19 protein-coding genes and 1 tRNA gene are annotated in these 25,384 nt (G+C 44.1%); 6 read left to right on the top strand and 14 right to left on the bottom strand.

What is annotated here, in order from left to right:
* Positions 1 to 216: 216 nt before the first annotated feature.
* Positions 217 to 717 (bottom strand): RICIN domain-containing protein, encoded by a 501-nt coding sequence (locus tag GWR21_RS18575; protein WP_162333193.1) that lies wholly within the window; start codon positions 715 to 717, stop codon positions 217 to 219.
* A 395-nt stretch (positions 718 to 1,112) separates the two neighbouring features.
* Between GWR21_RS18575 and GWR21_RS18570 the strand changes: the two genes are divergently transcribed.
* Positions 1,113 to 1,265 (top strand): hypothetical protein, encoded by a 153-nt coding sequence (locus GWR21_RS18570; RefSeq protein WP_162333192.1) that lies wholly within the window; start codon positions 1,113 to 1,115, stop codon positions 1,263 to 1,265.
* Between the two features lie 151 nt (positions 1,266 to 1,416).
* Here the strand turns inward: GWR21_RS18570 and purL are convergent, their stop codons facing one another.
* From purL to GWR21_RS18520, 10 genes are all read right to left on the bottom strand, one after another.
* Complete coding sequence (gene purL, locus GWR21_RS18565; protein WP_162333191.1) at positions 1,417 to 5,088, bottom strand: phosphoribosylformylglycinamidine synthase; 3,672 nt, start codon at positions 5,086 to 5,088, stop codon at positions 1,417 to 1,419.
* A gap of 336 nt (positions 5,089 to 5,424) precedes the next feature.
* Positions 5,425 to 5,811 (bottom strand): DoxX family protein, encoded by a 387-nt coding sequence (locus tag GWR21_RS18560; protein ID WP_162333190.1) that lies wholly within the window; start codon positions 5,809 to 5,811, stop codon positions 5,425 to 5,427.
* A gap of 289 nt (positions 5,812 to 6,100) precedes the next feature.
* Positions 6,101 to 6,937 (bottom strand): helix-turn-helix domain-containing protein, encoded by an 837-nt coding sequence (locus GWR21_RS18555; RefSeq protein ID WP_162333189.1) that lies wholly within the window; start codon positions 6,935 to 6,937, stop codon positions 6,101 to 6,103.
* A gap of 35 nt (positions 6,938 to 6,972) precedes the next feature.
* Positions 6,973 to 7,512, bottom strand: a complete 540-nt coding sequence (locus tag GWR21_RS18550) for a DsbA family protein (protein ID WP_162333188.1) — start codon at positions 7,510 to 7,512, stop codon at positions 6,973 to 6,975.
* Between the two features lie 195 nt (positions 7,513 to 7,707).
* A complete protein-coding gene (locus GWR21_RS18545) occupies positions 7,708 to 9,900 on the bottom strand; it encodes an ATP-binding protein (protein ID WP_162333187.1) in 2,193 nt (730 codons plus the stop codon).
* Between the two features lie 99 nt (positions 9,901 to 9,999).
* Positions 10,000 to 10,695 carry a LytR/AlgR family response regulator transcription factor gene (locus tag GWR21_RS18540; RefSeq protein ID WP_162333186.1) on the bottom strand — a complete coding sequence of 232 codons (696 nt, stop codon included), beginning with the start codon at positions 10,693 to 10,695 and terminating at the stop codon, positions 10,000 to 10,002.
* 332 nt (positions 10,696 to 11,027) lie between these two features.
* Complete coding sequence (locus tag GWR21_RS18535) at positions 11,028 to 11,732, bottom strand: metallophosphoesterase (protein WP_162333185.1); 705 nt, start codon at positions 11,730 to 11,732, stop codon at positions 11,028 to 11,030.
* 44 nt (positions 11,733 to 11,776) lie between these two features.
* Positions 11,777 to 11,974, bottom strand: a complete 198-nt coding sequence (locus GWR21_RS18530; RefSeq protein ID WP_162333184.1) for a hypothetical protein — start codon at positions 11,972 to 11,974, stop codon at positions 11,777 to 11,779.
* A gap of 12 nt (positions 11,975 to 11,986) precedes the next feature.
* On the bottom strand, positions 11,987 to 12,472 hold the full coding sequence (locus GWR21_RS18525; protein WP_162333183.1) for a ribonuclease H-like YkuK family protein: 486 nt from the start codon (positions 12,470 to 12,472) through the stop codon (positions 11,987 to 11,989).
* 113 nt (positions 12,473 to 12,585) lie between these two features.
* Positions 12,586 to 12,658 (bottom strand) — tRNA-Ile (locus GWR21_RS18520).
* An 813-nt stretch (positions 12,659 to 13,471) separates the two neighbouring features.
* On the opposite strand from GWR21_RS18520, the gene GWR21_RS18515 reads away from it, so the two are divergent.
* The gene (locus tag GWR21_RS18515) at positions 13,472 to 14,548 is read left to right on the top strand and encodes a DNA polymerase beta superfamily protein (protein ID WP_162333182.1); all 1,077 of its coding nucleotides are present in this window, start codon (positions 13,472 to 13,474) and stop codon (positions 14,546 to 14,548) included.
* Positions 14,545 to 15,258: a phytanoyl-CoA dioxygenase family protein gene (locus GWR21_RS18510; protein ID WP_162333181.1), complete on the top strand. Its 714-nt coding sequence runs from the start codon at positions 14,545 to 14,547 to the stop codon at positions 15,256 to 15,258. The genes GWR21_RS18515 and GWR21_RS18510 overlap by 4 nt, the downstream gene beginning before the upstream one ends.
* Here the strand turns inward: GWR21_RS18510 and GWR21_RS18505 are convergent, their stop codons facing one another.
* The 3 genes from GWR21_RS18505 to GWR21_RS18495 all read right to left on the bottom strand — a co-directional run bounded on the left by GWR21_RS18505 (position 15,259) and on the right by GWR21_RS18495 (position 18,665).
* Complete coding sequence (locus tag GWR21_RS18505) at positions 15,259 to 16,524, bottom strand: DUF5690 family protein (protein WP_238429870.1); 1,266 nt, start codon at positions 16,522 to 16,524, stop codon at positions 15,259 to 15,261. It lies immediately after the preceding gene.
* A 37-nt stretch (positions 16,525 to 16,561) separates the two neighbouring features.
* Entirely contained in the window at positions 16,562 to 17,080 is a 519-nt protein-coding gene (locus GWR21_RS18500) for a hypothetical protein (protein WP_162333180.1), read from the bottom strand.
* 79 nt (positions 17,081 to 17,159) lie between these two features.
* Positions 17,160 to 18,665: a slipin family protein gene (locus GWR21_RS18495; RefSeq protein ID WP_202928963.1), complete on the bottom strand. Its 1,506-nt coding sequence runs from the start codon at positions 18,663 to 18,665 to the stop codon at positions 17,160 to 17,162.
* Positions 18,666 to 19,344: 679 nt separating this feature from the next.
* Between GWR21_RS18495 and GWR21_RS18490 the strand changes: the two genes are divergently transcribed.
* From GWR21_RS18490 to GWR21_RS18480, 3 genes are all read left to right on the top strand, one after another.
* Positions 19,345 to 20,379: a helix-turn-helix transcriptional regulator gene (locus tag GWR21_RS18490; protein WP_162333179.1), complete on the top strand. Its 1,035-nt coding sequence runs from the start codon at positions 19,345 to 19,347 to the stop codon at positions 20,377 to 20,379.
* Positions 20,380 to 20,382: 3 nt separating this feature from the next.
* Entirely contained in the window at positions 20,383 to 21,987 is a 1,605-nt protein-coding gene (locus GWR21_RS18485) for a DUF6377 domain-containing protein (protein ID WP_162333178.1), read from the top strand.
* A gap of 435 nt (positions 21,988 to 22,422) precedes the next feature.
* Positions 22,423 to 25,377: a SusC/RagA family TonB-linked outer membrane protein gene (locus GWR21_RS18480; RefSeq protein WP_162333177.1), complete on the top strand. Its 2,955-nt coding sequence runs from the start codon at positions 22,423 to 22,425 to the stop codon at positions 25,375 to 25,377.
* The last annotated feature ends 7 nt before the right edge of the window (positions 25,378 to 25,384 follow it).

Here is a 25,384-nt window from a genome sequence, read left to right as displayed (position 1 = left end):
TCTTTATGCCGGTATGATCGTCATACGAATAGGGCATTATAAGATCACCACAAGGTCACTTCAAGGGCACTTCGATATCTATAGGATATTGAAGTGACCTTGAAGTGACCTTGTGGTGACCTTATAATAAGCCGATCATACACTCTTTAAGCAGGTAGCTTTACCCAGGTAGATACAGAGCTACCCATCCGAAAATGGGTAATCCTATGTTGATAGTCATGCAGTTACCGTTTTTTCGGCGCTCACTTGTGAAACTTGTTTATCGGTTTTGGTCAATAGCCAGTATTGTCCGCTAAAATTACCTGCTGGGGCAAGATGTGGTTGATCATTATATTCACCGCCATTAAAGATGTCCAGTTGCAATTCCGGCCCGCGGAATAAGGTGGTCAGAATTAAATACTGGGGGTTGTCCGGATGGGGTGTGAGTTGCCAGTATTGACCAGAATAATCGGCTCTGGGCGCGAGATGTAACATATTATTGAACTGTCCGCCATTATAAACGTCCAGGCACATGTCCTGCCCCCTGAACAGGGTACTGAGCCTGAAGTAACCTTGTTGCTCAGATGGCTCAATAAACCAGTATTGGCCGGAATAATCAGCTTTTGGAGCTAAATGCGGCATGTTGTTTTGCGGGCCGCCATTGAAGATATCAAGGTCCATATCAGGCCCTCTGAACATCGTGCTGAGACGATAGTAGAATTTTGAATCTACAGACATAAAATTGAGTTTTGGTTATTTTGATTTCCTACTCTTTTAAAGGCTTTTCGGATGACGCCTTACATTGTGGTATACGTGTTAAATGGTGCAGATACTTGTGTGAATACAAAGATTGATCGCTGCAGGTAAGAGGAGAAGTGCCTGCTTGCAGATACGAATATTATTTTCTGTCTCTAATGGATGCTTTGAGTCGTGTTATGATAACATGAGTGAAATGATATTTGTTCGGTTTTCTTATCTTTTATCTTATTGTTGATGTCGCTTCTTGTCTCTCAGGTATATGGTCTTTACATAATTCTTTTTGAGAGGAAAATTGTATTCTTCTGAGGAATGAAGAGACAAAAGATTATCCCTATCAATCTGGTCCTGTTAGCTATCTGGAACTGGATGCTTATATGCATTATCTTGAGAAAGCAGATAAGGGAAAAGCACCACTTGGCTGGACATTTAAATACCGCTTCCTTGATATTGCTATTGTAAATGTCCTGCTGTTGGTGGCGTTTGAGGTGGTGCGGTTGGTGATACCTGTAAAGTGGCGGACTATGTAAGTACTATATAGAATATTATTGCATGACTTGGGGCATAGTCTGGGCTTTCATGGCAGCTTTAGAACAATATGGTAGCGAAGGTCATCCCTTTTGCCCCTTTTAGATTAGAAATACGAAACCCACTCAATTGAGTGGGTTTCGTATTCATTGATTATTTATTGTGTGTTACACACCATTGTTTTGCATTTACAAAAGCCTCTATCCATGGACTTACCTCATCCTGACGATCTTTTGGATAGTGCGCCCAGTTCCATTGGAAGATGGAACGCTCTATGTGTGGCATGGTCACCAGGTGACGACCAGTTGCGTCACACATCATCGCAGTGTTAAAGTCTGATCCGTTTGGATTGTGAGGGTATGCATCATAAGCGTATTTTGCTACGATGTTATATTGATCTTCTGTGTTAGGCAGTTTGAATTTACCTTCCCCGTGAGAGATCCATACACCTAAAGTAGCTCCCGCTAACGTTTTCAGCATGATGGAGTTGTTCTCCTGTACTTTTACTGATACGAAGTTAGATTCATGCTTGCCGGAGGTGTTATGGTGCATTTTCCCGTGTTCAGCATGGTCCGGATTGATGAGCTCCAGTTCCATGAACAGCTGACAACCATTACAAATACCTACAGACATTGTGTCCGGACGGGCAAAGAAGTTGTCCAATGCTTTTTTTGCACGCTCATTATACATAAATGCACCAGCCCAACCTTTAGCCGAACCTAATACGTCGGAGTTAGAGAAGCCCCCTACTGCACCAATGAACTGAATATCTTCCAGTGTTTCACGGCCGGAGATCAGGTCAGTCATGTGTACATCTTTCACATCAAATCCTGCCAGATACATTGCATTCGCCATTTCACGCTCTGAGTTAGAGCCTTTTTCACGAATGATAGCCGCCTTAGGACGAGGTGCTGATGGGTCGATCGCTGGTCTCTTTCCGTTAAACTGTGCAGGGAAAGTATATTGTAAAGGCTGAACTTTATAGTTATTGAAACGCTCCTGCGCCATTCCGTTCTTCGACTGTTTCTGGTCTAACAGGAAGGATGTTTTAAACCATGTATCGCGGATGTCAGCCACATTGAAAGTGAAGGTATCAGTGTTGTTCTTGAAACTTACATTGCTTCCTTCGCTAACAGTACCGATCTTCACTGCTTCCACACCTGCATTTTTCAATGCCTGTTCAAATGCCGCATCTTCTTTCGCCTGCAGTACGACCGCGATATTCTCATTGAACAACGCTTTAACTGTATCCGCTTCATTCAGTCCACTCAGATCGTAGCTGGCTGCCAGATTCACATCTGCGAAGCACAGCTCACATAACGTGGTGATCAGACCACCGGAACCGATGTCATGACCGGCCACCACCTGATTGTTGTTGATTAAAGCCTGGATAGCATCGAATGCCTTGGCAAAATAAGCTGCATCCTGTACAGAAGGCACTGTTGTACCGATCTTGTTATTGATCTGTGCAAACGACGAACCACCCAGTTTAAAAGTATCCTTAGATAAGTTGATATAATAAACGGAACCTCCGTTTTTCTGCAATACCGGCTCGACTACTTTATTGATATCAATACAGTTACCAGCAGCAGAGATAATCACTGTACCCGGAGCAATTACATCCCCATTAGGATATTTCTGCTTCATGGACAGCGAGTCTTTACCTGTCGGGATATTGATACCTAATGCGATAGCGAAATCGGAGCAGGCTTTTACAGCTTCGTACAAGCGTGCATCTTCTCCCGGATTGTTACAGGCCCACATCCAGTTGGCAGATAGGGAAATACCTTTCAGGCCATTTTTGATCGGCGCAAACACGATGTTAGACAGTGCTTCCGCAATCGCATTACGGGAACCAGCAGCAGGATCTACCAGGGCAGTCAGTGGAGAGTGACCTACCGTTGTGGCGATACCTTCAGTTGATTTATAATCCAGTGCCATCACGCCAACGTTATTTAGTGTCAGCTGTAATGGTCCGGCGCATTGTTGTTTGGCAACACGGCCACCCACGCAACGGTCAACTTTATTTGTCAGCCAATCCTTACTTGCTACTGCCTCCAGCTGTAAAACCTGGTTCAGGTAGGTAGGAACATCTTTCACATTATAGGACAGGTCAGCATACTGACGAACTATCTTGCTGTCTTTCATGATCGTCTTCGGAGAAGAACCGAAGAAGTCTTCCAGCGCGAAATCCATTGGTTTTACGCCTGTAGAGGAAGATGCAAAAGTGAAACGATGGTTACCGGTTACATCACCTACATTATACATTGGCGTACGCTCACGGCTGGCAATTTTCTGTAAGGTCTCGATATCCTTTTCACCGATCACCAGACCCATTCTTTCCTGAGATTCATTACCGATGATCTCTTTTGCAGAAAGGGTTGGATCTCCTACTGGTAACTTATCGAGGTCGATCAGACCACCGGTATCTTCTACCAGTTCTGACAGACAGTTCAGGTGTCCACCAGCACCATGGTCATGGATAGAAACGATAGGGTTATTATCCGATTCTACGAATCCGCGGATCGTATTCGCCGCACGTTTCTGCATTTCCGGGTTGGAACGTTGGATAGCGTTCAGTTCAATACCTGAACCGAAAGCGCCGGTATCTGCGGAAGACACCGCAGCACCACCCATACCGATCCTATAATTCTCACCACCCAGGATGACGATCTTGTCGCCTTCTTTAGGAGTGTGTTTTTTCGCCTGATTTAACTTACCGTAGCCAACACCGCCAGCCTGCATGATCACTTTGTCATAACCCAGTTTACGCCCATCTTCCTCATGTTCGAAGGTGAAAACGGAACCTGTGATCAACGGCTGACCGAACTTATTTCCGAAATCAGAGGCACCGTTTGATGCTTTGATCAGGATGTCTACAGGTGTCTGATAGAGCCATTTACGCTCGTCCATAGCCTTTTCCCATGGCCTGTCTTCCAGCAAACGGGAGTAAGGGGTCATGTAAATAGCGGTTCCCGCCAAAGGCAGAGAGCCCTGGCCACCTGCCAGACGGTCACGGATCTCACCACCCGAACCAGTGGCCGCACCATTGAAGGGCTCAACCGTAGTAGGGAAGTTGTGTGTTTCTGCTTTCAGTGATAAAACGGATTCAAATTCCTTCTCTTCGTAGAAATCAGGCTTGTCAGCTGATTTCGGAGCGAACTGAGTCACTTTCGGGCCTTTAACAAAGGCCACGTTGTCTTTATAAGCAGAAACAATATCGTTTGGATTTGTTTCAGATGTTTTCTTGATCAGTTTGAACAGTGAAGTAGGCATTGCCTCTCCATCGATCATAAAGGTACCATTGAAGATCTTATGGCGGCAGTGTTCAGAGTTGGCCTGAGAGAACGCAAACACTTCAGAATCAGTCAGCTTACGACCAATTTTAACCGCAAGCTTGTTCAGATACTCCACTTCTTCCGGATTCAGTGACAGTCCTTCCTGTTTGCTATAGGCATCGATATTATCAATTTCCAGAATTCCTTCTGGTTGAATATCAATGGTATAGATTTCCTGAGTCAGCGCATCGTATTTCTGGGAAATCATCGGATCGAAGTTGTTGAAATCAGCCGGAACCGGCTCAAATTCCTCAATACGGATGATGCCACTGATACCCATGTTCTGCGTGATCTCAACAGCGTTCGTACTCCACGGAGTGATCATCGCAGCGCGGGGACCCACATAGGTACGGTTTACAGTCTTATCATCCAGTTTTTTAGCGTTGCCGAAGAGCCAGCTGAGCTTTTGAGTATCTTCTTTAGCAAGGTCGGTTGCTGTTTGAACACAATAGACGTAGTCTTTTTGGTTCACAAAGAAATGAATCATTATAGTGCAGTATGAATTCTACGTTATCAAAGAACAAAATTATGAAATGATTTCGACAAGTTCGATACACTAACATAGTTAGACCGTTGATGGTAGACGGAAGCCGCCATGGGGGCTGATTTGCCATGTCAGTTTTATTGTGGGGAACTGATTGTGCCGGTAATAGCTACTAAAAGACGACCTTAAGGCCATACCCGACTTATTTATTAATTATGGCATATGACACGGATCAACCATTAATATTCACTAAACGTCTGATGTATTTTAGAAGTGACAATGCCCGAGAGCATTCTCAGGCATTGCCACTTCTAAAAATACTGTCCGTTGTTTTGTGTATCATGCCCGGGTGTAAGTAACCGGGTAAAGTTTTCTGAACATAACATAAGTTACACTGATGACAGTAAAGGCAACGATCGCATCTATTCCTGCTGTAAGATCAAGTACGGCTAGTTTTGAGAAGAAAGCGAAGATGATATCAAAGAATATTCCTGCAAATACCCATTCTTTTAGTCTTAGTAACCTGTTAGGTGTCAGCAGTACGATCACACCGGAAAGTTTAGCTACGCCAAGAATATAAATAAAATGGGCAGGATAACCAAGTTGCACAGTAATGTCCCATACAATCGGGTTTTTCGTTAATTCGAAAAGGCCACTTAATCCAAACCACAGGGAAATGAAGATGGCACCTGCCCAGTAAATTGCTTTAGTTGTTTTTGTGTTCATATGATTGCTGGTTGTTTTGTTATTGCTGAAACAAAGGTGTCCTAAATCCACCGGGCGTCAGAGTGATATTCCGGGAGATGGACAATTTGAGGGGGCAATCAGACAAACAGGACGGCTAATTTTACAGTGTTAGCTGAAATGGCGTATAGGTCGATATCAGTCAGGTGATGTGGGTAAACCGGTTAAACAGTATATAAACAGAAAAACCCACGGCAATCAGCCGCGGGTCTTAACTTAAAATAAACACAACCAAAAAGGCATACCAGTGTTCACTGGTATGCCCTATCTGCTAAACAGCTAACACCTTTTCCTGTCTTCTCTTAAACTCCGAAAAATTATAGCCTGTCTCTTTTTTAAATAATTTACTGAAATAGCAGATATCCGTGAAACCCAGGTCCCACGCGACTTCTTTCATGCTGGCGTCGGAATACGCTGCATATCGCTTGGCCTCAAGTATTACACGTTGGCGGATATGGTGACCTGCGGTATACCCCGTGGTCTTTTTTATAGCCTCGTTCAGGTAACTGGGAGTAACACACATCAGTTCTGCAAATTCAGAGACTTTCTTGTGTGATCTGAAGTTCTGGTCTACCAGCTGGATAAAGCGTTTTGCCTGTCTGATGTTATGGTTCTGCTGACTTGCCGGTGGCTGACTATACGACTGGCGCGACATATGTATGAAAAGTATATTGAGATAACGGCTCAGAATGTCAGGACTGTAGATCTGCTGGTGTGCAAATTCATGGATCAGCTTATCCATTACATACTGTATTTCCTGACGCGTTTCTTCGCTGTATTTAATATTGGCAGATTGTATGAGGACCAGGAGCAGGTCTGCATGATAAACAGAATTATATTCCTGGAGGAAGAGTTCATTGAAACGGATAATATATCCTTCAGCATTCGGATCTGCTGTAAGCTGATGCGTCTGATTAGGCATGATACAGAATATCTGATCATCCTGAGGAGAATATGTTTGCATGTCAACTTTCAGAGAACAGTCACCTGATACGGCCCAGATGATCTCTATCAGTTCATGTGCATGCGGGGTACTACCAATGAAATTGTGATTATCTTTTATCTGGTCAAAAGTGTAAATTTCGAAGAATGGTTTCGTAGTAGTCATAACATCAGTATTTGAGCGTTAAAGGAGGAGGATTTTTAAAATGCCATTTCTTTTAATGTCATAGCGTAGCGACAGGTCTTGTATAAGCTGGCGTAATGAAGATGCCCGTTATATTTTTTACCGTTGATAAAAATGGTAGGAGCTGCATCTACCCCACTACGGCTGGCCCCTTCATAGTCATTAATTATCTTGTGGAAAACAGCCCTGTGTTTTCTGCCTTCTTCAAAGAAGGGCAGTTCTACGCCTACTGCAGATGCGAGATAGGGAAACATCGCGCGTGATAAGCGCGTCTGATTCTCCATCACGATATCATGCATTTCCCAGAACTTACCATATTTAGCTGCTATTTCTGTCGCGATAGCTGCATCCAGTGATAAAGGATGTTTGTCCGGGGAAGGAAAATGACGGAATACAAATTTCAGATCGCTTCCCATCACATTGCGAAGATGCCTGATCGCCGGGTATATAGATGCGCAGGACGCATTATGCAGATCTGAATACATCAGTAGTTCTACCGGAGCAAATGGATCTCCCTGGTAGTGATCGCGGGCGGCGTTAAATATAGGTCGTAGCATATGGGAGGCTTTAGATTTTAGTGATTTGAATGCTTGCTGTGTGTTGATATAAAACTACTTCAATTGAAAGGCGAAGAGGGAGCTTGTTCGCCAAATAGGCAAAAACTGTCGCTGTGGGAGGAAACCTGCGGGCACAAAAAAAGAGCAGGTTGTGAGCTGCTCTTCTTTAATGTTCCGGGTTACCCGGGGTTAACGTTACACCTGTGAGTAAAAATCTTCTGCCTCCTTTATCGCATTGTCTGTGAATGACTTCAAGAGATCAATGTGGATTTGTAATGGTGGAGTGATCGCTGTTATTGACTCCAGTTCATCCAGTGTGGGAGATAACCGCTCTGTAAGCCCCATTATTGAAATGGTGGTTTTCAGGTTATGTGCGGTACTTTTTAATGTTGTAATGTCATTGTTACTATATGCAGTCTGCAGTTGAGCCACTTCCAGTGGTACTGCATCAATGAATTGTCTTGTAACCTTTTTCTCGTATACCTTATTGCCCCGGCTGATCTCTTTCATATAATCCAGGCTGATATAATGATAAACGGGGGCCTGTACTTTTGGTACAACAGGGCTGTCCTGTCTTACATTTGATAAGGATGTAAAACGATTGATCAGCTGGTAGAGCTCCTTCTCGTTGATCGGTTTGGAGATGTATTCGTTCATCCCGTTACTCAGGCATTTTTCCCGCTCTCCTGCCAGCGCATGCGCTGTCATGGCCACTATTGGTAATTCGAGTTTTAATTCGTTCCGGATGATGCGGGTGGCTGTGTAACCATCGATCTCCGGCATCTGAATATCCATCAGTATCAGGTCGTAGCGGTCTTTTTTCACATATTCGATAGCCTCCATACCATTGCTTGCGATTTCAAACGAGAGGTCCCACTCAGTGAACAGATGCTTCATCAGACTACGGTTCATCTCATTATCGTCCACCACCAGTATCTTAACGTTCTTGTTTGTAGTGATCTTAAACTGGCTGATATCAATCGTTTCTGGTATCGGCATTTGCCTGGAAGCGATAGCATAGGGAATGAAGAAACTAAAGGTTGTTCCCTTTCCTGGTTCGCTTTCTACACTGATATCTCCACCCTGTAATATGACCAGGTCTTTTACGATCGACAGTCCGAGTCCGGTGCCGCCGTATTTACGGGTGATGGAATCTTCCGCCTGATTGAACCGGTCGAAGATGCAGGCCAGTTTGGAAGGTTCTATTCCTATGCCTGTATCTGCAATGGAAAATGCCAGTTGTATGATATTGCCATCGCTTTGCCTGTTGGTCACAGATACCAGGATACGACCCCTTTCGGTGAACTTCAGGGCATTTCCGATCAGATTGACAAGTACCTGCGTCAGGCGGGTGGCGTCTCCAATGAGTGTGTCCGGTACATCAGGTGCTATTTCGCCCTGCAGCAACAGCTTCTTTTCTTTTACTTTTTCGCTGAATAATGTTTGTATTGAATGCAGCAATCCCCTTACACTGAAAGGATTAGACTCAATCCTGACCATACCTGCCTCTATTTTGGAAAGGTCCAGTATATCGTTGATGATGGTCAGCAGGTTCTCTCCTGCCTTCTGAATAGATCCTACAAACTCAGCTGAAGAATCATCCATTTTTTTAGCCTTCAGCAGATTGGTGAATCCCAGGATGGCATTCAGTGGAGTACGGATCTCATGGCTCATATTGGTCATGAAGTTCTCTTTGATCATAGCCACCTCACGTATCTTCTTTTCAGATCTGTCCAGTTCCAGGATCAGCTGCTGTTGCTTACGTATTCTGCTCATGACAAACCAGATCATGCCGGCAGCAGTCAGCAGAATGAGGCAGTTCAGGATAATCCCCCAGTTTTTTGCTCTTCTGCTACTTTCATTGATATTGTTGCTAAGGGCAGTCATGATAGTCTGACGGCTATCGTAGATCTTCCTGGTTACGGTACTGATTTCATTAGAGATCTCCCTGGCCCGTGGATTGGCAATCAGGCTGGTATCATCCATTCTTCCTGAGCGGAAGAACTCATGCATGAGCTGATTTTTATTGTGCAGCTTCAATCCTGCGAGGTACTTCAGCCGCTCTATATACATAATGGCGCTATCGTCCGTATTCATGTCTTTCAGTGTATCCACGAAAGCTTCTACTTCTGCGATTTTCGCGTCCACTCCTTCTATATGGGAGGTGTCATCAGTAGCGATAGCCGCCCTGATCCTGGACTCCACCCAGATAATATCACGCTCGAGTTCCCGTAACTTATTGCCTGCCTGCAGTTCGCGCAGCAGTTGCTGATTGCCCTTGATCAGCTGATCAATATTCTTTGCCGAGTTATACTGGATAAACGCCAGTATCAGCGTGCCAATAAGGAACGCAGTGATGACCAGGTATGTAAAGCGATTGTTATTCATGTCAATCTGTAAAAATCATATACCAGGAGCTCCTGTAAGGTCCTGTTTCGCCGGACAGGCAAAATCGATCGTTGGGAACCCCTATTCGGGCGTTTGGTATCAGAGTACGTTCATACGTTTATTGAGCGTCTTACGATAGGCATCTGCCACAGGAAGGCTCTTCTCTCCAATGAGTACTGCGCCGTCCTGCAGGGTGTCTATTTTGTCAATAGCCACCATATATGAGCGGTGTATCCTTAGAAAACGCGCAGCTGGTAGTCTTTCCTCCAGCGAGCGCAAAGAAGTATGTACAGCAAAGAACTTCTTGGCAGTGAATAGCTTAACATAGTCACCCATAGCCTCAGCATAGAGGATTTCCTCGAGTTTAAGCCTCCTGACGATATTGGAATCCCGGATGAAGATGAATTCGTCATTCTCCCAACGGATTTCCTCCTTATTGCTTTCAAAGACCTGTTTGGCCTTTTCTATTGCCTGCAGGAAACGACCTGGTGTGATAGGCTTTACAAGATAATCGGCCACATTCAGTTCAAATGCCTCAACGGCATACTCCTTTTTTGAAGTGGTGAAGATGATAACCGGGCGTTTATTACCTAGGTTTTTAGTCAACTCTAGTCCGGACATCCCTGGCATTTCAATATCCAGCAGCAGCAGGTCTACGTTATTCTCCTGCAGATAATTGTAGGCATCAAGGGCATTTCCGCACTCACAGGCAACAACAACGCCTTTAATCTGGCTGGTGAGTTCCAGAAGAGTAGTTCTAGCGATGGCATTGTCGTCAATAATAAGTGTGATCATATAGGTTGATAATGCTGATTTATAGTGGTGTCTTAAGAAGACTTAAATTATGCCAATTGTATAACTCTTTGGTTGTGAGTTGTATGTGTCATTCCTTCAGATGGGAAATTACGAAATATCGTCAATTCACAGCCAGGGTAGTTATTTAATGATGGTATATAATTATAATATCTCTCTGAGTTGTTACAGGTCAATCTCTTATGAGAGATACGTGATAAGGGGTAAATGGACGTCTACAATTTGACGCCCAAGATAAGCTAAAGTCTGAATTTCAGGCTGTCATAGTTAGGGGAATGTATGTATAAAAGAGGGGATTGGAACAGACCGCTCCGTTATGAGCGATGATATAGTTCTCCAATATCGAGGCACCTGAATATGATATTCCCAATTTGCTCAGTGACTGATTCATGGTAATGACCATAGTACCATTCTTTCACACCGGCAGTTTTGACATGGTGCAGGACTGTTTCCATTTGTTTACGTTCTGCAAGCAGGGCCGCCCTGAGATCGCGTCCTGCGTTTCTTTCCTGCTCAATATAATATTCTACCAGGGGTGTAAACTTATAGGGCCAGCAGGATTTGGGACCAATATGTGAAACAACGATGTCAACTCGATGCGAGCAAATATTTTGTACCAGCTGCTCATTCAGTTTAAAAATTTCGTTCGGCCAGTAATCTTTGTTAAGTTTCCTGGTATTTCTGTCAATAGAAATACCTCCACCTATAAACAATAAGCGTTGCTCATCGATAATGCGTGTATCATAATCTTTGACGAGATGGACATGCTTCAGCCCGAACTTCTGAGCGTTATCCCAATACCATTTGTTATCATGATTACCACGGATAATATATAACGTAACGTCCCGCTCACGCAGAAAGTCATCCACGCGTTTAAGGGCTTTCAGGTCATCTGTCAATGGTGCAAAACCTAAGCCCCAGTCACCGACCTGAATAATACTTTCATCGATGATCCTTTTTTTGCCAATATTATCTAATAATGCAGGATACCCTCCATGCAAATCGCCTACGAATATCATGATGTATATGTTACAGTGAAGAAGAGTTCATTGCTATGCAATGACTAATCATCCCGCACGATCGCAGGTAATACCACTCCTCCTCTTCTTATCTTCACGTTACCGTTATCAACAAGATCTGCCTCCTCGAGCATTCTTGTTGTAGCCATCACAGTTGTTGTAGAACCGAGGATGATTGCTGTGTTGGTAATATCTTTCTGTCTTGTTGCTGCAATACCCGCCCGGGTGCTTACATTAAACATATCAGTTGATTTTTAGTGTACTATTTTATTGGCGCATGAGGTACTTGCGAAGGCGTAAGGCTTTGCACGAAAGGTAAAACCCATTCCCATGATGTATCCCATTGCTTCTTTCAATGCATCATTACTTCTGAAATTTGGATTCGTGTTGATATCCGCATGTACTTCCATGTCTACATTGTATGCCGTAAAGATGTGACACAGAGAGTAGGCTACTTCAATACTTCTACCTACTTCTTCCAGCATCCGTTCTTTGATACTCATCTTACGTTGTGTAGTGAAGTTGTGGATAAACATAAATCCTCCTTTTCCTTGACGGAGAAAAACGATTACTGTGGCAAATTCGGTGATCCGTCCCTTTACCTGACTATCCGTGCCGATACACACTTTCAGGTCATTACCTGCCTCTCTTTCACTATTCAGCATGTCAGTAATTTCGTCAACTATAGGCCGTTGTAATTCGTCGCCATTGAAGCGTCTCCATTTATTAATGTGTTGCATTGTCAGGTCATATTAATTGCTAATAAATTTTTGTTGTTTCCGGACTCAGATTCGAACTGAGAACATCACAGTCAAAGTGTGATATGTTAACCGTTACACCATCCGGAAGGATGTTGATCTGACCGGATTTGAACCGGTAACCTGCTGCGTATAAGGCAGTTGCTCTAACCGTTGAGCTACAGATCAATGGGCATACTTTCTCCACCACGGTCTTTAGGTACCGTGCAGATACAGATAATAAAAAACCCGGCCGTTGGGGACGACCGGGTTCTTATATCAATACTGAAAAAAGCTTTTGCTGAATCAGTTTATATATAACTGGGTCGTTGAAAAATATCGGGTTCCTGATCATCATTCACGTATAGCCACGCGCCGACAGGAGACGTGCATTGCTGCAGTCGTTCACTCGCCTGTTTGAATCGTATGGATAATATTCGTGTATGCATAAATAGAATATTGGTGAAACAAAAAAGCCCTGCAATTCCTTGCAGGGCCTTAGTTATATCTAGTTAGTCTTATCAACTATTTAGTAGCAATAACAGCCCTGCCGCCAACACAATAGTCCCCTTCCGGACCAAATGCGCCTTTGCGATCTATATGTAGCTGTATGCGTGTCATTGTTGTTGTTTGATTTATTTTAACGATGCAAAGATGAGACTAATTTTTTAATATTAGTATATTCTATAAAGAATTTTTTTTCAAAAAAACTATACCTTGTTATCTGTTCAGTTGACTTATGATAAAGGATCGGATTGCTTACACAATACAAGTCATTGAGAAAGAAAAACGTGTAAATATTTTTTTCGATGACGGGACGGTAAATAAAGGCTGGATCTCGTACTTCCGCCAATAGTAATGATAACGTTCGCTTCATGTAAACATATCAGCGATTTAGAAAATGAGCAATACTATCTCTGTAAATAATACAAGTTATATGATAGTTACAGCCCATGAAATGACAACAGATAATCTTCTTGGCAGATAATATATAGTAGCCCTATGACACTAGCACAATTACAAACCATCACCAATGATCTGCTACTGAGAAGTATCAGCGGCAGCAGGGCGCAGGATTTACACTCCGCCACTTCTGATACGGATATACGCGGCATCTTCGTGTTGCCTGCCAGAGAACTATATGGTTTAAATTATATTCCTCAGCTGGCCAATGAAAGTAATGACGAAGTATATTATGAAGTGGGTCGTTTCATTGAGTTGTTGTCAAAAAACAACCCTAATATTATTGAGCTGTTAAGTACACCGGAAGAGTGTGTGCTATTCCGGCACCCGTTGATGGATAAAATTAAACCAGCAGACTTTTTATCTAAACTTTGTAGGGACACGTTTGCTGGATATGCAGCTTCTCAGATTAAGAAAGCAAAAGGATTAAATAAAAAGATACACAAACCGGTAGAAGTAAAGCGAAAGTCTATTCTCGATTTCTGTTATGTCATTGCCGGTAATGGCAGTATGCCACTGAAGAAGTGGTTGGAGCGTCATGGTTATACACAGGAAGACTGTGGATTAACTCAGGTAGACCATTTCAGAGATGTGTACCTGTTATTCCACCAGCATCAGATCAGTGAGGGTAATTATCTGAAAGGAATTGCTTCCGGAGCTACTGCCAATGATGTGCAGCTTAGTTCCATTCCGTTGAATGTTCCTCACCTTGCCATAATGAACTTTAATAAAGACGGCTATTCAATGTATTGTCGCGAGTACCTGGAGTACTGGGAATGGGTGGAAAAGAGAAATGATGCCCGTTATCAGAATACGATGACACACGGGAAGAATTATGATGCCAAGAATATGATGCATACCTTCCGTTTGCTTAGTATGGCGGAGGAAATAGCCCTGGAACATAAGGTGAATGTGCAGCGTAAGGACCGGGACTTCTTACTTCAGATAAAAAAAGGCGCATTCGAATATGATGATCTGATGAAGATGGTGGATGAGAAAATGGAAAAGATGGATGATATCTATAATCGTTCCGGATTGCCGGATACGCCAGATCTGAATAAAGCAGAAGAGATATTGGTCACTATCAGATCGGAATTTTATAAACATCAGGTATGAGTGTAGCAACACACCGGGAGAATATATCAGTAAAAGGGTTCACCGTTATTGACAATATATTTACGCCAGCGGAAACGGCGGCGATATTGAACACGATCGAACAGGCTGATATGTCTAATGATACTTTTCGTAAAACAAAAGACCTTTTTGCCATCCGGCAGTTCCTGAAGGAAATACCCGCAGTCATACCTGTTGTATTTAACGCAACACTAAAAGCGGTTATTAAGGATTTGTTTGGCGAAGCGTATGTACCTGTAAAGTCTATTTATTTTGATAAGCCTGGTGACTCTAACTGGTTCGTATCTTATCACCAGGACCTGACCATATCTGTAAAGGAAAAAGCAGAGACACCCGGATTCGGTCCATGGACTGTCAAACAACAACAATATGCAGTGCAGCCTCCACTGGATATACTGGAACAGAACTTTACGATCCGTATTCACCTGGACGATACCGATGCCAGTAATGGTGCATTGCGCGTTGTACCCGGATCCCATAGTAGGGGGATCTATAGACCGGAGACCATTGACTGGACCAGCGAAACAGAGATAACCTGTGATGTGCCAAAGGGAGGAATTATGATCATGCGGCCGCTGTTATTACATGCTTCCAGCAGAACGACTAATCAGCAAAGGCGCAGGGTGATTCATATAGAGTTCAGCAATCAGACTTTACCTGCGCCTTTGCAATGGTCTGAGATGGTCCAATAGTTACTGTTTGTGTTTATTCGAGAAGTAGACTATACTGATAATCGTCCCAATAATACCTATACATCCTGCTATTAGTACCAGCGTTGTGTAGAATTGCAGCCAGTTAGTCTGAATACGGAACAGGGACTTTGTCAATAGCACACCCACGCTGCCCAAATAGCCAAAAGAGTCAGCCAGGTAGATCAGAAAGCCCACATTTCCGGAAAACCTGAATGTGGCAATGAACCGGTCAAAGAGAATACTATTGAACGGGATATATACCATATATAGTCCTAACCCGACTAATATCATCCACAGATAAAGAGACAGGTGATGCTCAAGGTAGATCAGTGTGGCCGAGAGTGAGATGACAAATCCCAGCAGCATAATGATCTGCGTGAGCAGGAATGCCCGGTAATTATTTTGCAGAAAGATCATAGATGCAATCATGACAAGGATCACCAGGGAAATGATCGTTTCTGTTTGTGTGAATGTTGTCGCATTATACTTTGCCCCCGATGCCCTCCACATGTCAGCCATAAAGCTATCCCTGATTTCCCTCAGGATCGTTACCAGTACATAGATAATGATCAGTGTAACTAATCCTGGTAAGAACCTGGCCAGTAATTGCTTACGTTCGGGTGCCGGCATGGGCAGGCGATGCATACGTGAGGCCTCATCCGCGGCATCTGGTGGCGGTATCTTTTCCAGCAGAAATATGAATAATAGCAATGGTAACATAAAGATGGCACCAACAGTGAACGGCATCCAGTATTCACTCACGGAGAGCGCATCCATGACCCACTGCGCCAGGGACTTTGCCAGTCCCGAGGCAAAGATGAAGCTTACAGCCAGCGCTGCACTGATCAGATCAGTTGTTTTTCTTCCCTCTACATAAGAGAACACGACTCCCCATAACATACCCAATGGGAATCCATTCAGAAAGAGCGTCCAGACGTTATATGGTGGAGGTATTAACGCAAATAACAGCCACGCCAGCCAGGAAATACCTACTAATAATAGTATCAGCCTCCCCCTGCCCGCCCGTTTCATCTCTGAAATGAACCGAATACCATAGAATTTACTGGTCATGTAGCCGGCCACCTGTGTGATGACCAGTACGATCTTATAGTCAATACCCCAAACGGAGTAACCATTATAAGCGGCGACATTAAAAGCTTTTCTGAAAGCAAAGATGCAGGTGTAGGCGGCAAATGCCGTCAGGGCGGAAAAGATAGCAATGCTGAGTTGCCGGGGTGACAGATGGGTGGTGACTGGTTGACGCAAGTGATGACAGGTTAATGATACCTGTTAAAAATAGCGATTAATTACGCTCCAGAAATACTGCCTTTTCCTGTATGGAGATCTGTTTTCTGAAAGAGGATTTAAAACCATGGTTCGTAATGTCTCCCCTGATAGTGACCATGTATTTTTTGGACCGGCATTTACTGGTATTGAAAGTAAATGTAAAGTGTTGATCTGGTCTTAATGGCTCAAGTATTTTGTATTTCCCGGGAAGTGCCTCGTAGGAGGTGGCCTGGAAGTTATTGGCTGCTCCACGAACTGCAACTGGCAGTACCGGAGAGGCATTGCCGGGAGCAATATCAATTTCCAGGTTATTGAGATACACAGATTCGCGGATATCTTCAAAACTCAATACCACATTCAGCTCATGGTCGTTTTTAACAAGGAACTCAGGAACTGCGGAGCAGTAAGGAGAAATAGTAGTGTAAGCGTCTGTACGGTCGTACAGTACAATGGTATCCAGTTTATAGGCCAACAGGAAGTAACCACAGATAGCGGTGGCGGTTGCAATAAAGATGGTAATGCCGTACTTGAGCATGTGCTAAAAATATCACTGATTACCGGGAATGCAAATCCCTGAAAACAGGGGTTTTATGAAAAAAGAAGGGATGATAACATCATCCCTTCTTAGCTGGTACAAATATCTGTTTCAGTTGTCCCACTATATCTCCTCCACTGACGGATATGCTACTGATCTTATCCGCTATCTTTTCCACATATTCCATTTCTTTCAGCTTGAACAACATCTCATTTTCTTCCATCAGCCGTGCGGTATTCAGCAAACTGCGTGTACTTGCCGTTTCCTCCCTTCTCATGATACTGTTGGCCTGCGCTTTCTTTTCTGCGATCAGCACCTGGTTCATGATCTCTTTCACATCGCCTGGTAGTATGATATCGCGGATACCACAGTCCAGCAAGGTTAAACCCACCTGTAACGCCTTATCTTTCACGGAATTCATCACCAGTGGTGATATATCGTCACGCTTATCCAGCAGCTCGTCCAGTGTATAGGCGGCTATCTGCTCCCTCAGGGCCAGTTGCAGTAATACATAGACCTGCTTTTCATAGTCTTTATTCTCTACCAGTTTATAGATATCCGCAATACCATACCTTACGGTGAAATTGATACGGATGTTGGCTTTATCCTTTGTCAGGATCTCCTGGCCGTTCACTTCCAGCTGCGACTGACGCATATCTGTCTTGTAGAGGGTAATAGCAGTCGGGTTTTTCCAGTAGTAGTGCAGACCTGGTGCCAGTTCCTTCTCGAACTTGCCATCTACGTACAATAGCCCTTTTTCATACGACTCTACATTGAACACTCTCACGTATGCCTGCACTTCTGGTTTTACCAGCACAGCGCGATCTATTGGTTCCGTGATCTCGAACTTAGACAGATCCGCTATTACTACTCTACGTTTTACCAGTCCTTTCCAGTATGCATGCTGACCTGCAGGCAGTACAGACTTCATCAGCCCGTTCTCAAACATCAATGCCAGCTCCTGCTGCTCTACAGTGATGATCTCCAGCTTCTCAGCCAGCTCCTGGTGTTCCAGCAGGATATTCAGGTCAATGGTTGGCTGGAATGGCTTCGCCATGTCGCAGATGGAATAAGTACGCTCAACCACTCCTTTCCAGTATGCATATTTACCGGTTCCCAGTACTGCATGCAGCCTGTTATTCTCGTATACCAGGCCTGTCTCCTGTTGTTTTACGGTAATGACATCCAGCATTACAGCCAGATCCCTGTTTTGCAGTAGCACATTCAGGTCCATCGCAGGCTGAAATGCTTTATACATATCATAGAACTCGTATTTACGCTCTTTGGCACCCTTCCAGTAGGCGTATTTACCGGTAGTCAGTACTGATTTCAGCTGTTCTTCCTCATACACCAGACCGATTTCCTGCGGCTTTACGGTCACTACATCCAGCGCATCCGCCAGATCTTTATTTTGTAATAATATATTGAGATCAATAGTTGATTCGAAACGTTTGAATATATCGTACATCACAATATGCTCTGCTGATTTCTTCCAATGGGATCCTTCTTCCAGCAGTCTTACGTATCGGTTCTCTTTGAATACCAATCCTTTATTATATGCTGCTACTTTTATACGTGATATCATCTTTCAATAGTTTAAGGGTTGTAGGATATTATAAACTCCTTAGAGTCAGGTTGTTAGTAAATAATAAGGATCAGGACCGATGTAACTGTTACCTGCGGAATCGGGCTTGAGTTGATGTCAGTGCAACGTGATGCTGGTGATGATAACCGGTGTATTCAAGGTACAAGGGATATCTGGGTTAAATGGATGAACCGGTTATCAGCCGGCTATCAGTTGCACGTTCAGCAACGGTATCTGCCTTTTTCAAGGCGGTAGCAATCGGATAGTATAGCCTTTTGCTATTCCATCCAGGTCGCTGATCCCTGTGATTGGAGCGGCGGGTTCTTTAAAGGCAGTGCCGCGTAATGCCTGGCAGTTTTTGGATTTATAGTCCAAGAAATAGTGAACCTTTCGGCTCGTTGCTAATCCATCGCTCTAACCTGCTGAGCCACCCCCGTTTCCGGCGGACAGGATTCGAACCTGTGACCTATAGATCCCTAAGCAACAATTACAGCACTGCATTGGAAGCATATTACTGACCATCGGAGGTAATACTACGGGGCTCTCAAAGCCCTCATCCGGCCCGCCGCAGCTACTTGTAATTGTGTCATTCGTGATGACAATACAAAGATGAAACCCATGTGCGCACTTTTTTTGCGCATTAGAAACTTTTTTTCTACTTTTTGAAAAAATAGTCTGGATGCCCGTTAATAAGAATGCCCTTATCCGTTATAGAACAATTGATGCCTGCCTCCGTAACCGCAGGCGTAAGTGGACGTTGCATGACCTGATCGATGCAGTTGGTGACGCATTGTATGAATATGAAGGCATTCACAAAGGGATCAGCCGGAGGGCAATACAGATGGATCTACAGGCTATGCGCAGCGATAAACTGGGGTACAGTGCCCCTATCATTGTTGTGGATAAAAAATATTATACCTACGAAGATCCAGAATATAGCATCACTAATATTCCCCTGAGTGAAGTAGATCTCAGTCGTATGAATGAAGCGGTGGAAGTACTGAAACAGTTCAAGGGCTTTTCCCACTTCAACAGCCTGAACGAAGTGGTGCAGAAACTGGAAGACCATGTATATGCTGCCTCCCATAACACCCGTTCCGTCATAGAATTTGAAAAGAATGAACGGCTTAAAGGACTGGAACATCTGGATCTTCTCTACCAGTCTGTCGTACAAAAGAAGGTGGTTAGAATTGCTTATCAGTCTTTTAAAGCAAAAAGTGGTAACTCATTTGAGTACCATGTATGGTGGCTGAAGGAATTCAAGAACCGCTGGTTTGCGGTGGGCATAAAAGGAAAAGGAAAGGTTATTACACACCTGGCACTGGACAGAATAGTAGAATTAGAACTTTTGGACGGCCCTTTGTATATTGAGAATGATGATGTAGATCCGGGTGAATACTATACGCATGTCATTGGTGTAACAGTGTCTGAAAATATGCGCGCGCAAAATGTCAGGTTATTGATCAGTCACGACCACGCACCATATATTCTTACAAAGCCGATGCATCATTCTCAGGAGTTGCTTGAAACGCGGGAAGATGGTATTATTATTAATCTAAAGGTCCAACTGAATTTTGAACTCGAAAGGGAGATCCTGGGTTATGGAGATGGTATGGTCGTACTTGCGCCTCCTCTTCTAAGAGACAAGATTCATAAAAAAATGCAGCAGGGAGTAACGAATTATAACTCCCCAGGTACTATTCCACAAATTTGAAAGATGAAATTGAAGCTAATTTGTTTGTTATTGCTGTTTGCATGTAAAGTATCATTTGCCGGGTCCTCCCGGGATAGTTTATTAGACAGACTGAATCAGACAATAGAAAATGCCCACGTTTATGATGAGGAAAAGGTCAGACAGATCGGTGCCCTGAGACAGGCATTGGTTTCCGGAAGGCATTTGCCTACTGAGCAGCAATTTGCCATCTGCCAGCAGCTATACGAACAGTTTAAGGTTTTTAAATATGACTCTGCGTTTGCCTATGCCCGCAAACTGCATGAACTGGCCAGGATCATGAACGACTCCCAGCGGGTAAATTATGCTGTTGTCAAGCTGGGATTCGTGCTGCTTTCTTCCGGTATGTTCCGCGAAGCAGGTGATTATCTGCTGACTGTCAATGTCCGTTCTCTGCCAGATACCGCCCGCGCGGAATATTACTCGCTGATGGGACGTTATTATTATGACATGTCCGATTATAGCAGTGATACTTACTTTGCCCCTACCTATACCCGTCAGGGAAACATTTATATTGACTCTGCATTGATGCTATATAAACCCCATTCCTTTAATTATGATTATAGTTATGGATTAATGTATCAGAAAAGGCAGATGTTGGATAGTGCGAAACATTATTACACCCTGACAGTAGCACATCAGGACCTAACCATGCACCAGCAGGCCATCGCTACTTCTTCTCTGGGCAATATATATATACGTATAGGCAAGCAGGACAGTGCGATCGTTATGATGACCAGGGCCGCCATGGCTGATGTCATGTCCAGTACCAAGGAAACAACGGCCATGTTCATACTGGCCGAGCTGTTATTTAAAGAACGGGATGTCAAACATGCATCCAGATATATTGAGTATGCGGTAGCAGATGCCTCTTTTTATGGGGCAAGGCTCCGGAAAGTACAGGTTAGTGCTATTCTACCCATCATTGAGGTGGAAAAGATCAATACTGTAGAGGCCCAGAAGAAGCTGCTGTTCGTTTATTCTGCCATCGCCACTTTGCTGCTGCTGGCACTGATATGGCTGTCGGTCATCATTTTCAGACAGTATAAGAAACTGCAGGCTGCACAGCAGGTCATTACCTCCGCCCATGCATTACAGCAGGAGATCAATTACAAACTATTGGAGGCAAATAAGATTAAGGAGGAATACATCGGCTACTGCTTCCAGATCAATTCCTCCTACCTGGACAAGATCAAAAAGTTTAAGAAGCTGGCTGATCAGAAGTTAACAGATAATAAATATGCAGAGGTCAGGTACCTTGTCAACAATATTGACCTGAAGGAAGAGCGGGATGAACTGTTCAGAAACTTTGATCGCATCTTCCTGAAAATATTTCCCAACTTTGTAACGGTCTTCAATTCCTTTTTTAAAGAGGAAGACCGGATCCGGTTAAAAGATAACGAACTATTGAATACAGACCTCCGGATCTTTGCGCTGATCAGGATCGGCATTAGTGACAATGTCAAAATTGCCCAGATCCTGGAATATTCTGTAAATACTATCTACACTTATAAAACAAAGATTAAGAACAAGGCGATTATTCCAAAAGAAGAATTTGAAGAAAGATTAATGGACATCAAAGCTCTCTGAAACAGGGTATAAATGATAAGAAAACCCGATTATTGTAGTCATATATTATTTACAGTAATATAAACTTAATGAATTGTTAATCAGTAAATTGTCGCTTATGAGAACATGTTTCAACCCAATATTTTCTATATATTGATCATATAAATTGTTAACCTGTTTAAGGCAGGCTTACTTTGACGCATCGACCGCAGCCGTAATCTATCCGATGTAGTAGCAACCAGTGAGACCACGTTAAGATCAATGTCATAAAAACCCGTTATGAAGACAAATTGCACAGCCCTAATTCGATCAGGTAAGGACTAGTGATTGACATTGTCCCACGTTGATGATATACCATCGGCGCAGCGGTTTATTCCACGTTTGGCAGGCCGCCCAGGCCTACCGGACCCGTTCACGCAGGCATCATTATTCCACAAAACCAATAAAAACTGATCTATGACCAATCTTCTATTTCGCAAGGTGCGTCTGTTATGCTCGTTATTACTGCTCATGGCAGGTATAGCCAGCGCACAGACCAAACCCGTGACCGGTAAGATCACGGATGAAAACGGTAATGCCGTTCCGGGTGCTACTGTGCAGGTGAAGGGAACGAGTACAGGTACCGCTACAGGAGCAGATGGTACATTTAAGCTTAATGTGCCCGCTACCGCCAGCGCCCTCGTCGTTTCATTTGTCGGCTATGTACAACAGGAAATCGCTATTGCCGGCAAATCTGAATTCTCCATCTCACTGGTACCTACCAGTACTACCCTCACCGATGTGGTGGTAGTTGGTTATGGTACTACCCGTAAAAAAGACCTCACGGGGTCGGTAGTTTCTATCAAGTCCGCCGATTTCAACAAAGGTATCGTTACTGCGCCCGACCAGCTGATCCAGGGTAAGGTAGCCGGTCTCATGGTTATCGCTAACAGTGGTGCGCCAGGGGGGGCTACTACCGTAAGGATCAGGGGTAACTCTTCCGTAAGAACAGGCAATCAGCCGCTTTATGTGGTAGATGGTATGCCACTGGATGGCCGTACTGCCAAGCCTAATGTAAGTGCAAACGGCTTAGGTCAAACGCCTGACGCCAACCCGCTGAACTTCATCAACTCCTTTGATATTCAGTCAATGGACGTACTAAAGGACGCTTCTGCTACGGCGATCTATGGTGCCAGAGGTGCAAACGGTGTGGTTATTATCACCACTAAAAAAGGTGCAGTAGGCCCTCCCCGCCTTGATGTGAGTTATTCAGCCGGTATGAGTAAACTGCTGAAGAAGCTGGATGTGCTGGACGCTTCCGCTTACAGAAACGCCTTAAAACAATATAACATCACCAGCGGTGATGAAGGCGCCAGTGTTGATCCTATGGAAAGCATTCTGCGTACTGGCGTTACACACAACGTTAACGTAGGTGTAAGCGGCGGTAGTGAATATGGCGTGTACAGGGCATCATTCGGTATGCTGGACCAGCAGGGTATCGTAAAAAAGACCGGCTTAAAGAAATATACCGCCAACCTGAATGGACAGTACAAGTTCCTGGACGATAAAAGGTTAGGCGTTGATTATAATATCCAGGCGGCACATACAACTGAGAATATCGCTCCCATCACCAGCAACGCCGGTTTTACAGGCAGCCTGATCGGTCAGGCCCTTCAGTGGAACCCGACCCGTGCCTTACGTAAAGCGGATGGCTCTTTCAATATTCTGGGTGAAGGCTCTTTTGTCAATCCGGAAGCCATGTCAGCGGCTTACGATGATGGTGTGAATATCAACAGTATCCTTGCCAGCGTTTCTCCTTCATTTAAGATCACGGATGATCTCGAATATCGCGTTAACTACAGTATCAATCACCAGGTAGGCGAAAGGGAGACACAGATTGCCTCATTCATTAACCTGACCCAGATATTTGGCAGAGGACAGGCGTACTATGGTACGACTACACTGACCTCCCAGTTAATGACACATACCCTGAGCTATAACAAGCAGATCAATTCAGCATTGTTTCTCTCAGCTGTACTCGGTTATGAATACCAGAAATTCGATTATAAGGGCAGAAATATAGCAGGTCTTGGCTTCACCACTGATGCACTGAAGTACACCGACCTGCTGCAGAACCCTTCTCAGACGAACGTTTTCGTTAACTCCTTCCGCAACCCAAGGTCCATGCTTCAGTCCTATTTCGGTAGGGTGAACCTGAACTTCCTGGACAAATATCTCCTGACAGCTACCCTGAGATCTGATGGTTCCAGCAAATTCGGTGCGAACAACAGATATGGTTATTTCCCATCTTTTGCCGCAAAATGGAATATCAGCAATGAGGCATTCCTGAAGGATAACAAGACCATCAACCAGCTGGCATTACGTGTAGGCTGGGGTATCACTGGTAACCAGGAGTTCCCTGCTGGTGCAGCACAGGACCAGTACATCCTTAACTCAAACGGTACTGCCCGTCTGAGCAATGTGGCTAATCCTGACCTGAAATGGGAAAGCTCCAAACAGCTGAATGCCGGTATCGACTATGCATTCTTTGGCGGCAGGTTATACGGTAGTGTTGATTACTTCCATAAAAACACTTCTGACCTGTTGTTCAACTTCCCGACTATCAAACCTGCTCCTTCCTCTACTTACTGGATCAATCTTCCGGCTAACGTGATCAACAAGGGTGTGGAAGTCGTACTGCGTGGTGATGTGGTGGCTACCAAGGATTTCAACTGGAACCTGGGTGTGAATGCCACCTTCCTGAAGAATAAACTGCAGAACTATGATGGTCCTCCGGTACTGACAGGTTCAATCAGTGGTCAGGGTGTATCTGATGCTTACGCACAGCGTCTGACCAATAACCTGCCACTCAACACCTTCTATCTGAGAAGATTCGAAGGCTTTGATAACGATGGTCAGGCTGTATATACAAATGGTGGTAACAGCCTGTTCTACAAAGGAGATCCCAATCCTAAGACTATGCTGGGTATCATCACTGCCGTAAATTATAAGAAATGGGCATTGAACATCAGCATGCACGGTGCTTACGGATTTGATATTTACAATAACACAGCTAACACCGTACTGCCGCTCAGTAACCTGGGCACCAGGAATGTGGCAGCTAAGCTGTTAGGTACAGAAGAAAGTCTTTCCAACCCAATCGCCGTATCCAGCCGCTATCTGGAGAAAGGCAACTTCATGAAAATGGATAATGCCACTATCAGTTATAGTATCGGGAATATAGGTAAGGTGATCAAGAACGCCTCTATTTATGTGACCGGACAAAACCTGTTCATCATTACAAAATACTCAGGTTTCGATCCGGAAGTGAATACAGACAAGAGCATCAATGGCGTAACCTCTCTTGGTATTGAGTACTCACCTTATCCGACAGCCAGGAACTTTCTGGCCGGTATCAATTTCTCGTTATAATTCACTG

It is taken from the genome of Chitinophaga agri, from assembly GCF_010093065.1.
In the GTDB taxonomy this organism is placed as follows: Bacteria; Bacteroidota; Bacteroidia; order Chitinophagales; family Chitinophagaceae; genus Chitinophaga; species Chitinophaga agri.
This window is presented reverse-complemented; position numbering and strand designations above follow the sequence as displayed.

What these genes read in the sequence shown, in the direction of transcription:
- purL (WP_162333191.1), bottom strand. Translation starts at nt 5,088, where the DNA reads ATGATTCATTTCTTTGTGAACCAAAAAGACTACGTCTATTGTGTTCAA.
- GWR21_RS18540 (WP_162333186.1), bottom strand. Translation starts at nt 10,695, where the DNA reads ATGATCACACTTATTATTGACGACAATGCCATCGCTAGAACTACTCTT.
- GWR21_RS18500 (WP_162333180.1), bottom strand. Translation starts at nt 17,080, where the DNA reads ATGCTCAAGTACGGCATTACCATCTTTATTGCAACCGCCACCGCTATC.
- GWR21_RS18530 (WP_162333184.1), bottom strand. Translation starts at nt 11,974, where the DNA reads ATGTTTAATGTAAGCACCCGGGCGGGTATTGCAGCAACAAGACAGAAA.
- GWR21_RS18485 (WP_162333178.1), top strand. Translation starts at nt 20,383, where the DNA reads ATGAAATTGAAGCTAATTTGTTTGTTATTGCTGTTTGCATGTAAAGTA.
- GWR21_RS18525 (WP_162333183.1), bottom strand. Translation starts at nt 12,472, where the DNA reads ATGCAACACATTAATAAATGGAGACGCTTCAATGGCGACGAATTACAA.
- GWR21_RS18545 (WP_162333187.1), bottom strand. Translation starts at nt 9,900, where the DNA reads ATGAATAACAATCGCTTTACATACCTGGTCATCACTGCGTTCCTTATT.
- GWR21_RS18480 (WP_162333177.1), top strand. Translation starts at nt 22,423, where the DNA reads ATGACCAATCTTCTATTTCGCAAGGTGCGTCTGTTATGCTCGTTATTA.
- GWR21_RS18550 (WP_162333188.1), bottom strand. Translation starts at nt 7,512, where the DNA reads ATGCTACGACCTATATTTAACGCCGCCCGCGATCACTACCAGGGAGAT.
- GWR21_RS18490 (WP_162333179.1), top strand. Translation starts at nt 19,345, where the DNA reads ATGCCCGTTAATAAGAATGCCCTTATCCGTTATAGAACAATTGATGCC.
- GWR21_RS18535 (WP_162333185.1), bottom strand. Translation starts at nt 11,732, where the DNA reads ATGATATTCGTAGGCGATTTGCATGGAGGGTATCCTGCATTATTAGAT.
- GWR21_RS18515 (WP_162333182.1), top strand. Translation starts at nt 13,472, where the DNA reads ATGACACTAGCACAATTACAAACCATCACCAATGATCTGCTACTGAGA.
- GWR21_RS18495 (WP_202928963.1), bottom strand. Translation starts at nt 18,665, where the DNA reads ATGATATCACGTATAAAAGTAGCAGCATATAATAAAGGATTGGTATTC.
- GWR21_RS18575 (WP_162333193.1), bottom strand. Translation starts at nt 717, where the DNA reads ATGTCTGTAGATTCAAAATTCTACTATCGTCTCAGCACGATGTTCAGA.
- GWR21_RS18555 (WP_162333189.1), bottom strand. Translation starts at nt 6,937, where the DNA reads ATGACTACTACGAAACCATTCTTCGAAATTTACACTTTTGACCAGATA.
- GWR21_RS18510 (WP_162333181.1), top strand. Translation starts at nt 14,545, where the DNA reads ATGAGTGTAGCAACACACCGGGAGAATATATCAGTAAAAGGGTTCACC.
- GWR21_RS18570 (WP_162333192.1), top strand. Translation starts at nt 1,113, where the DNA reads ATGCATTATCTTGAGAAAGCAGATAAGGGAAAAGCACCACTTGGCTGG.
- GWR21_RS18560 (WP_162333190.1), bottom strand. Translation starts at nt 5,811, where the DNA reads ATGAACACAAAAACAACTAAAGCAATTTACTGGGCAGGTGCCATCTTC.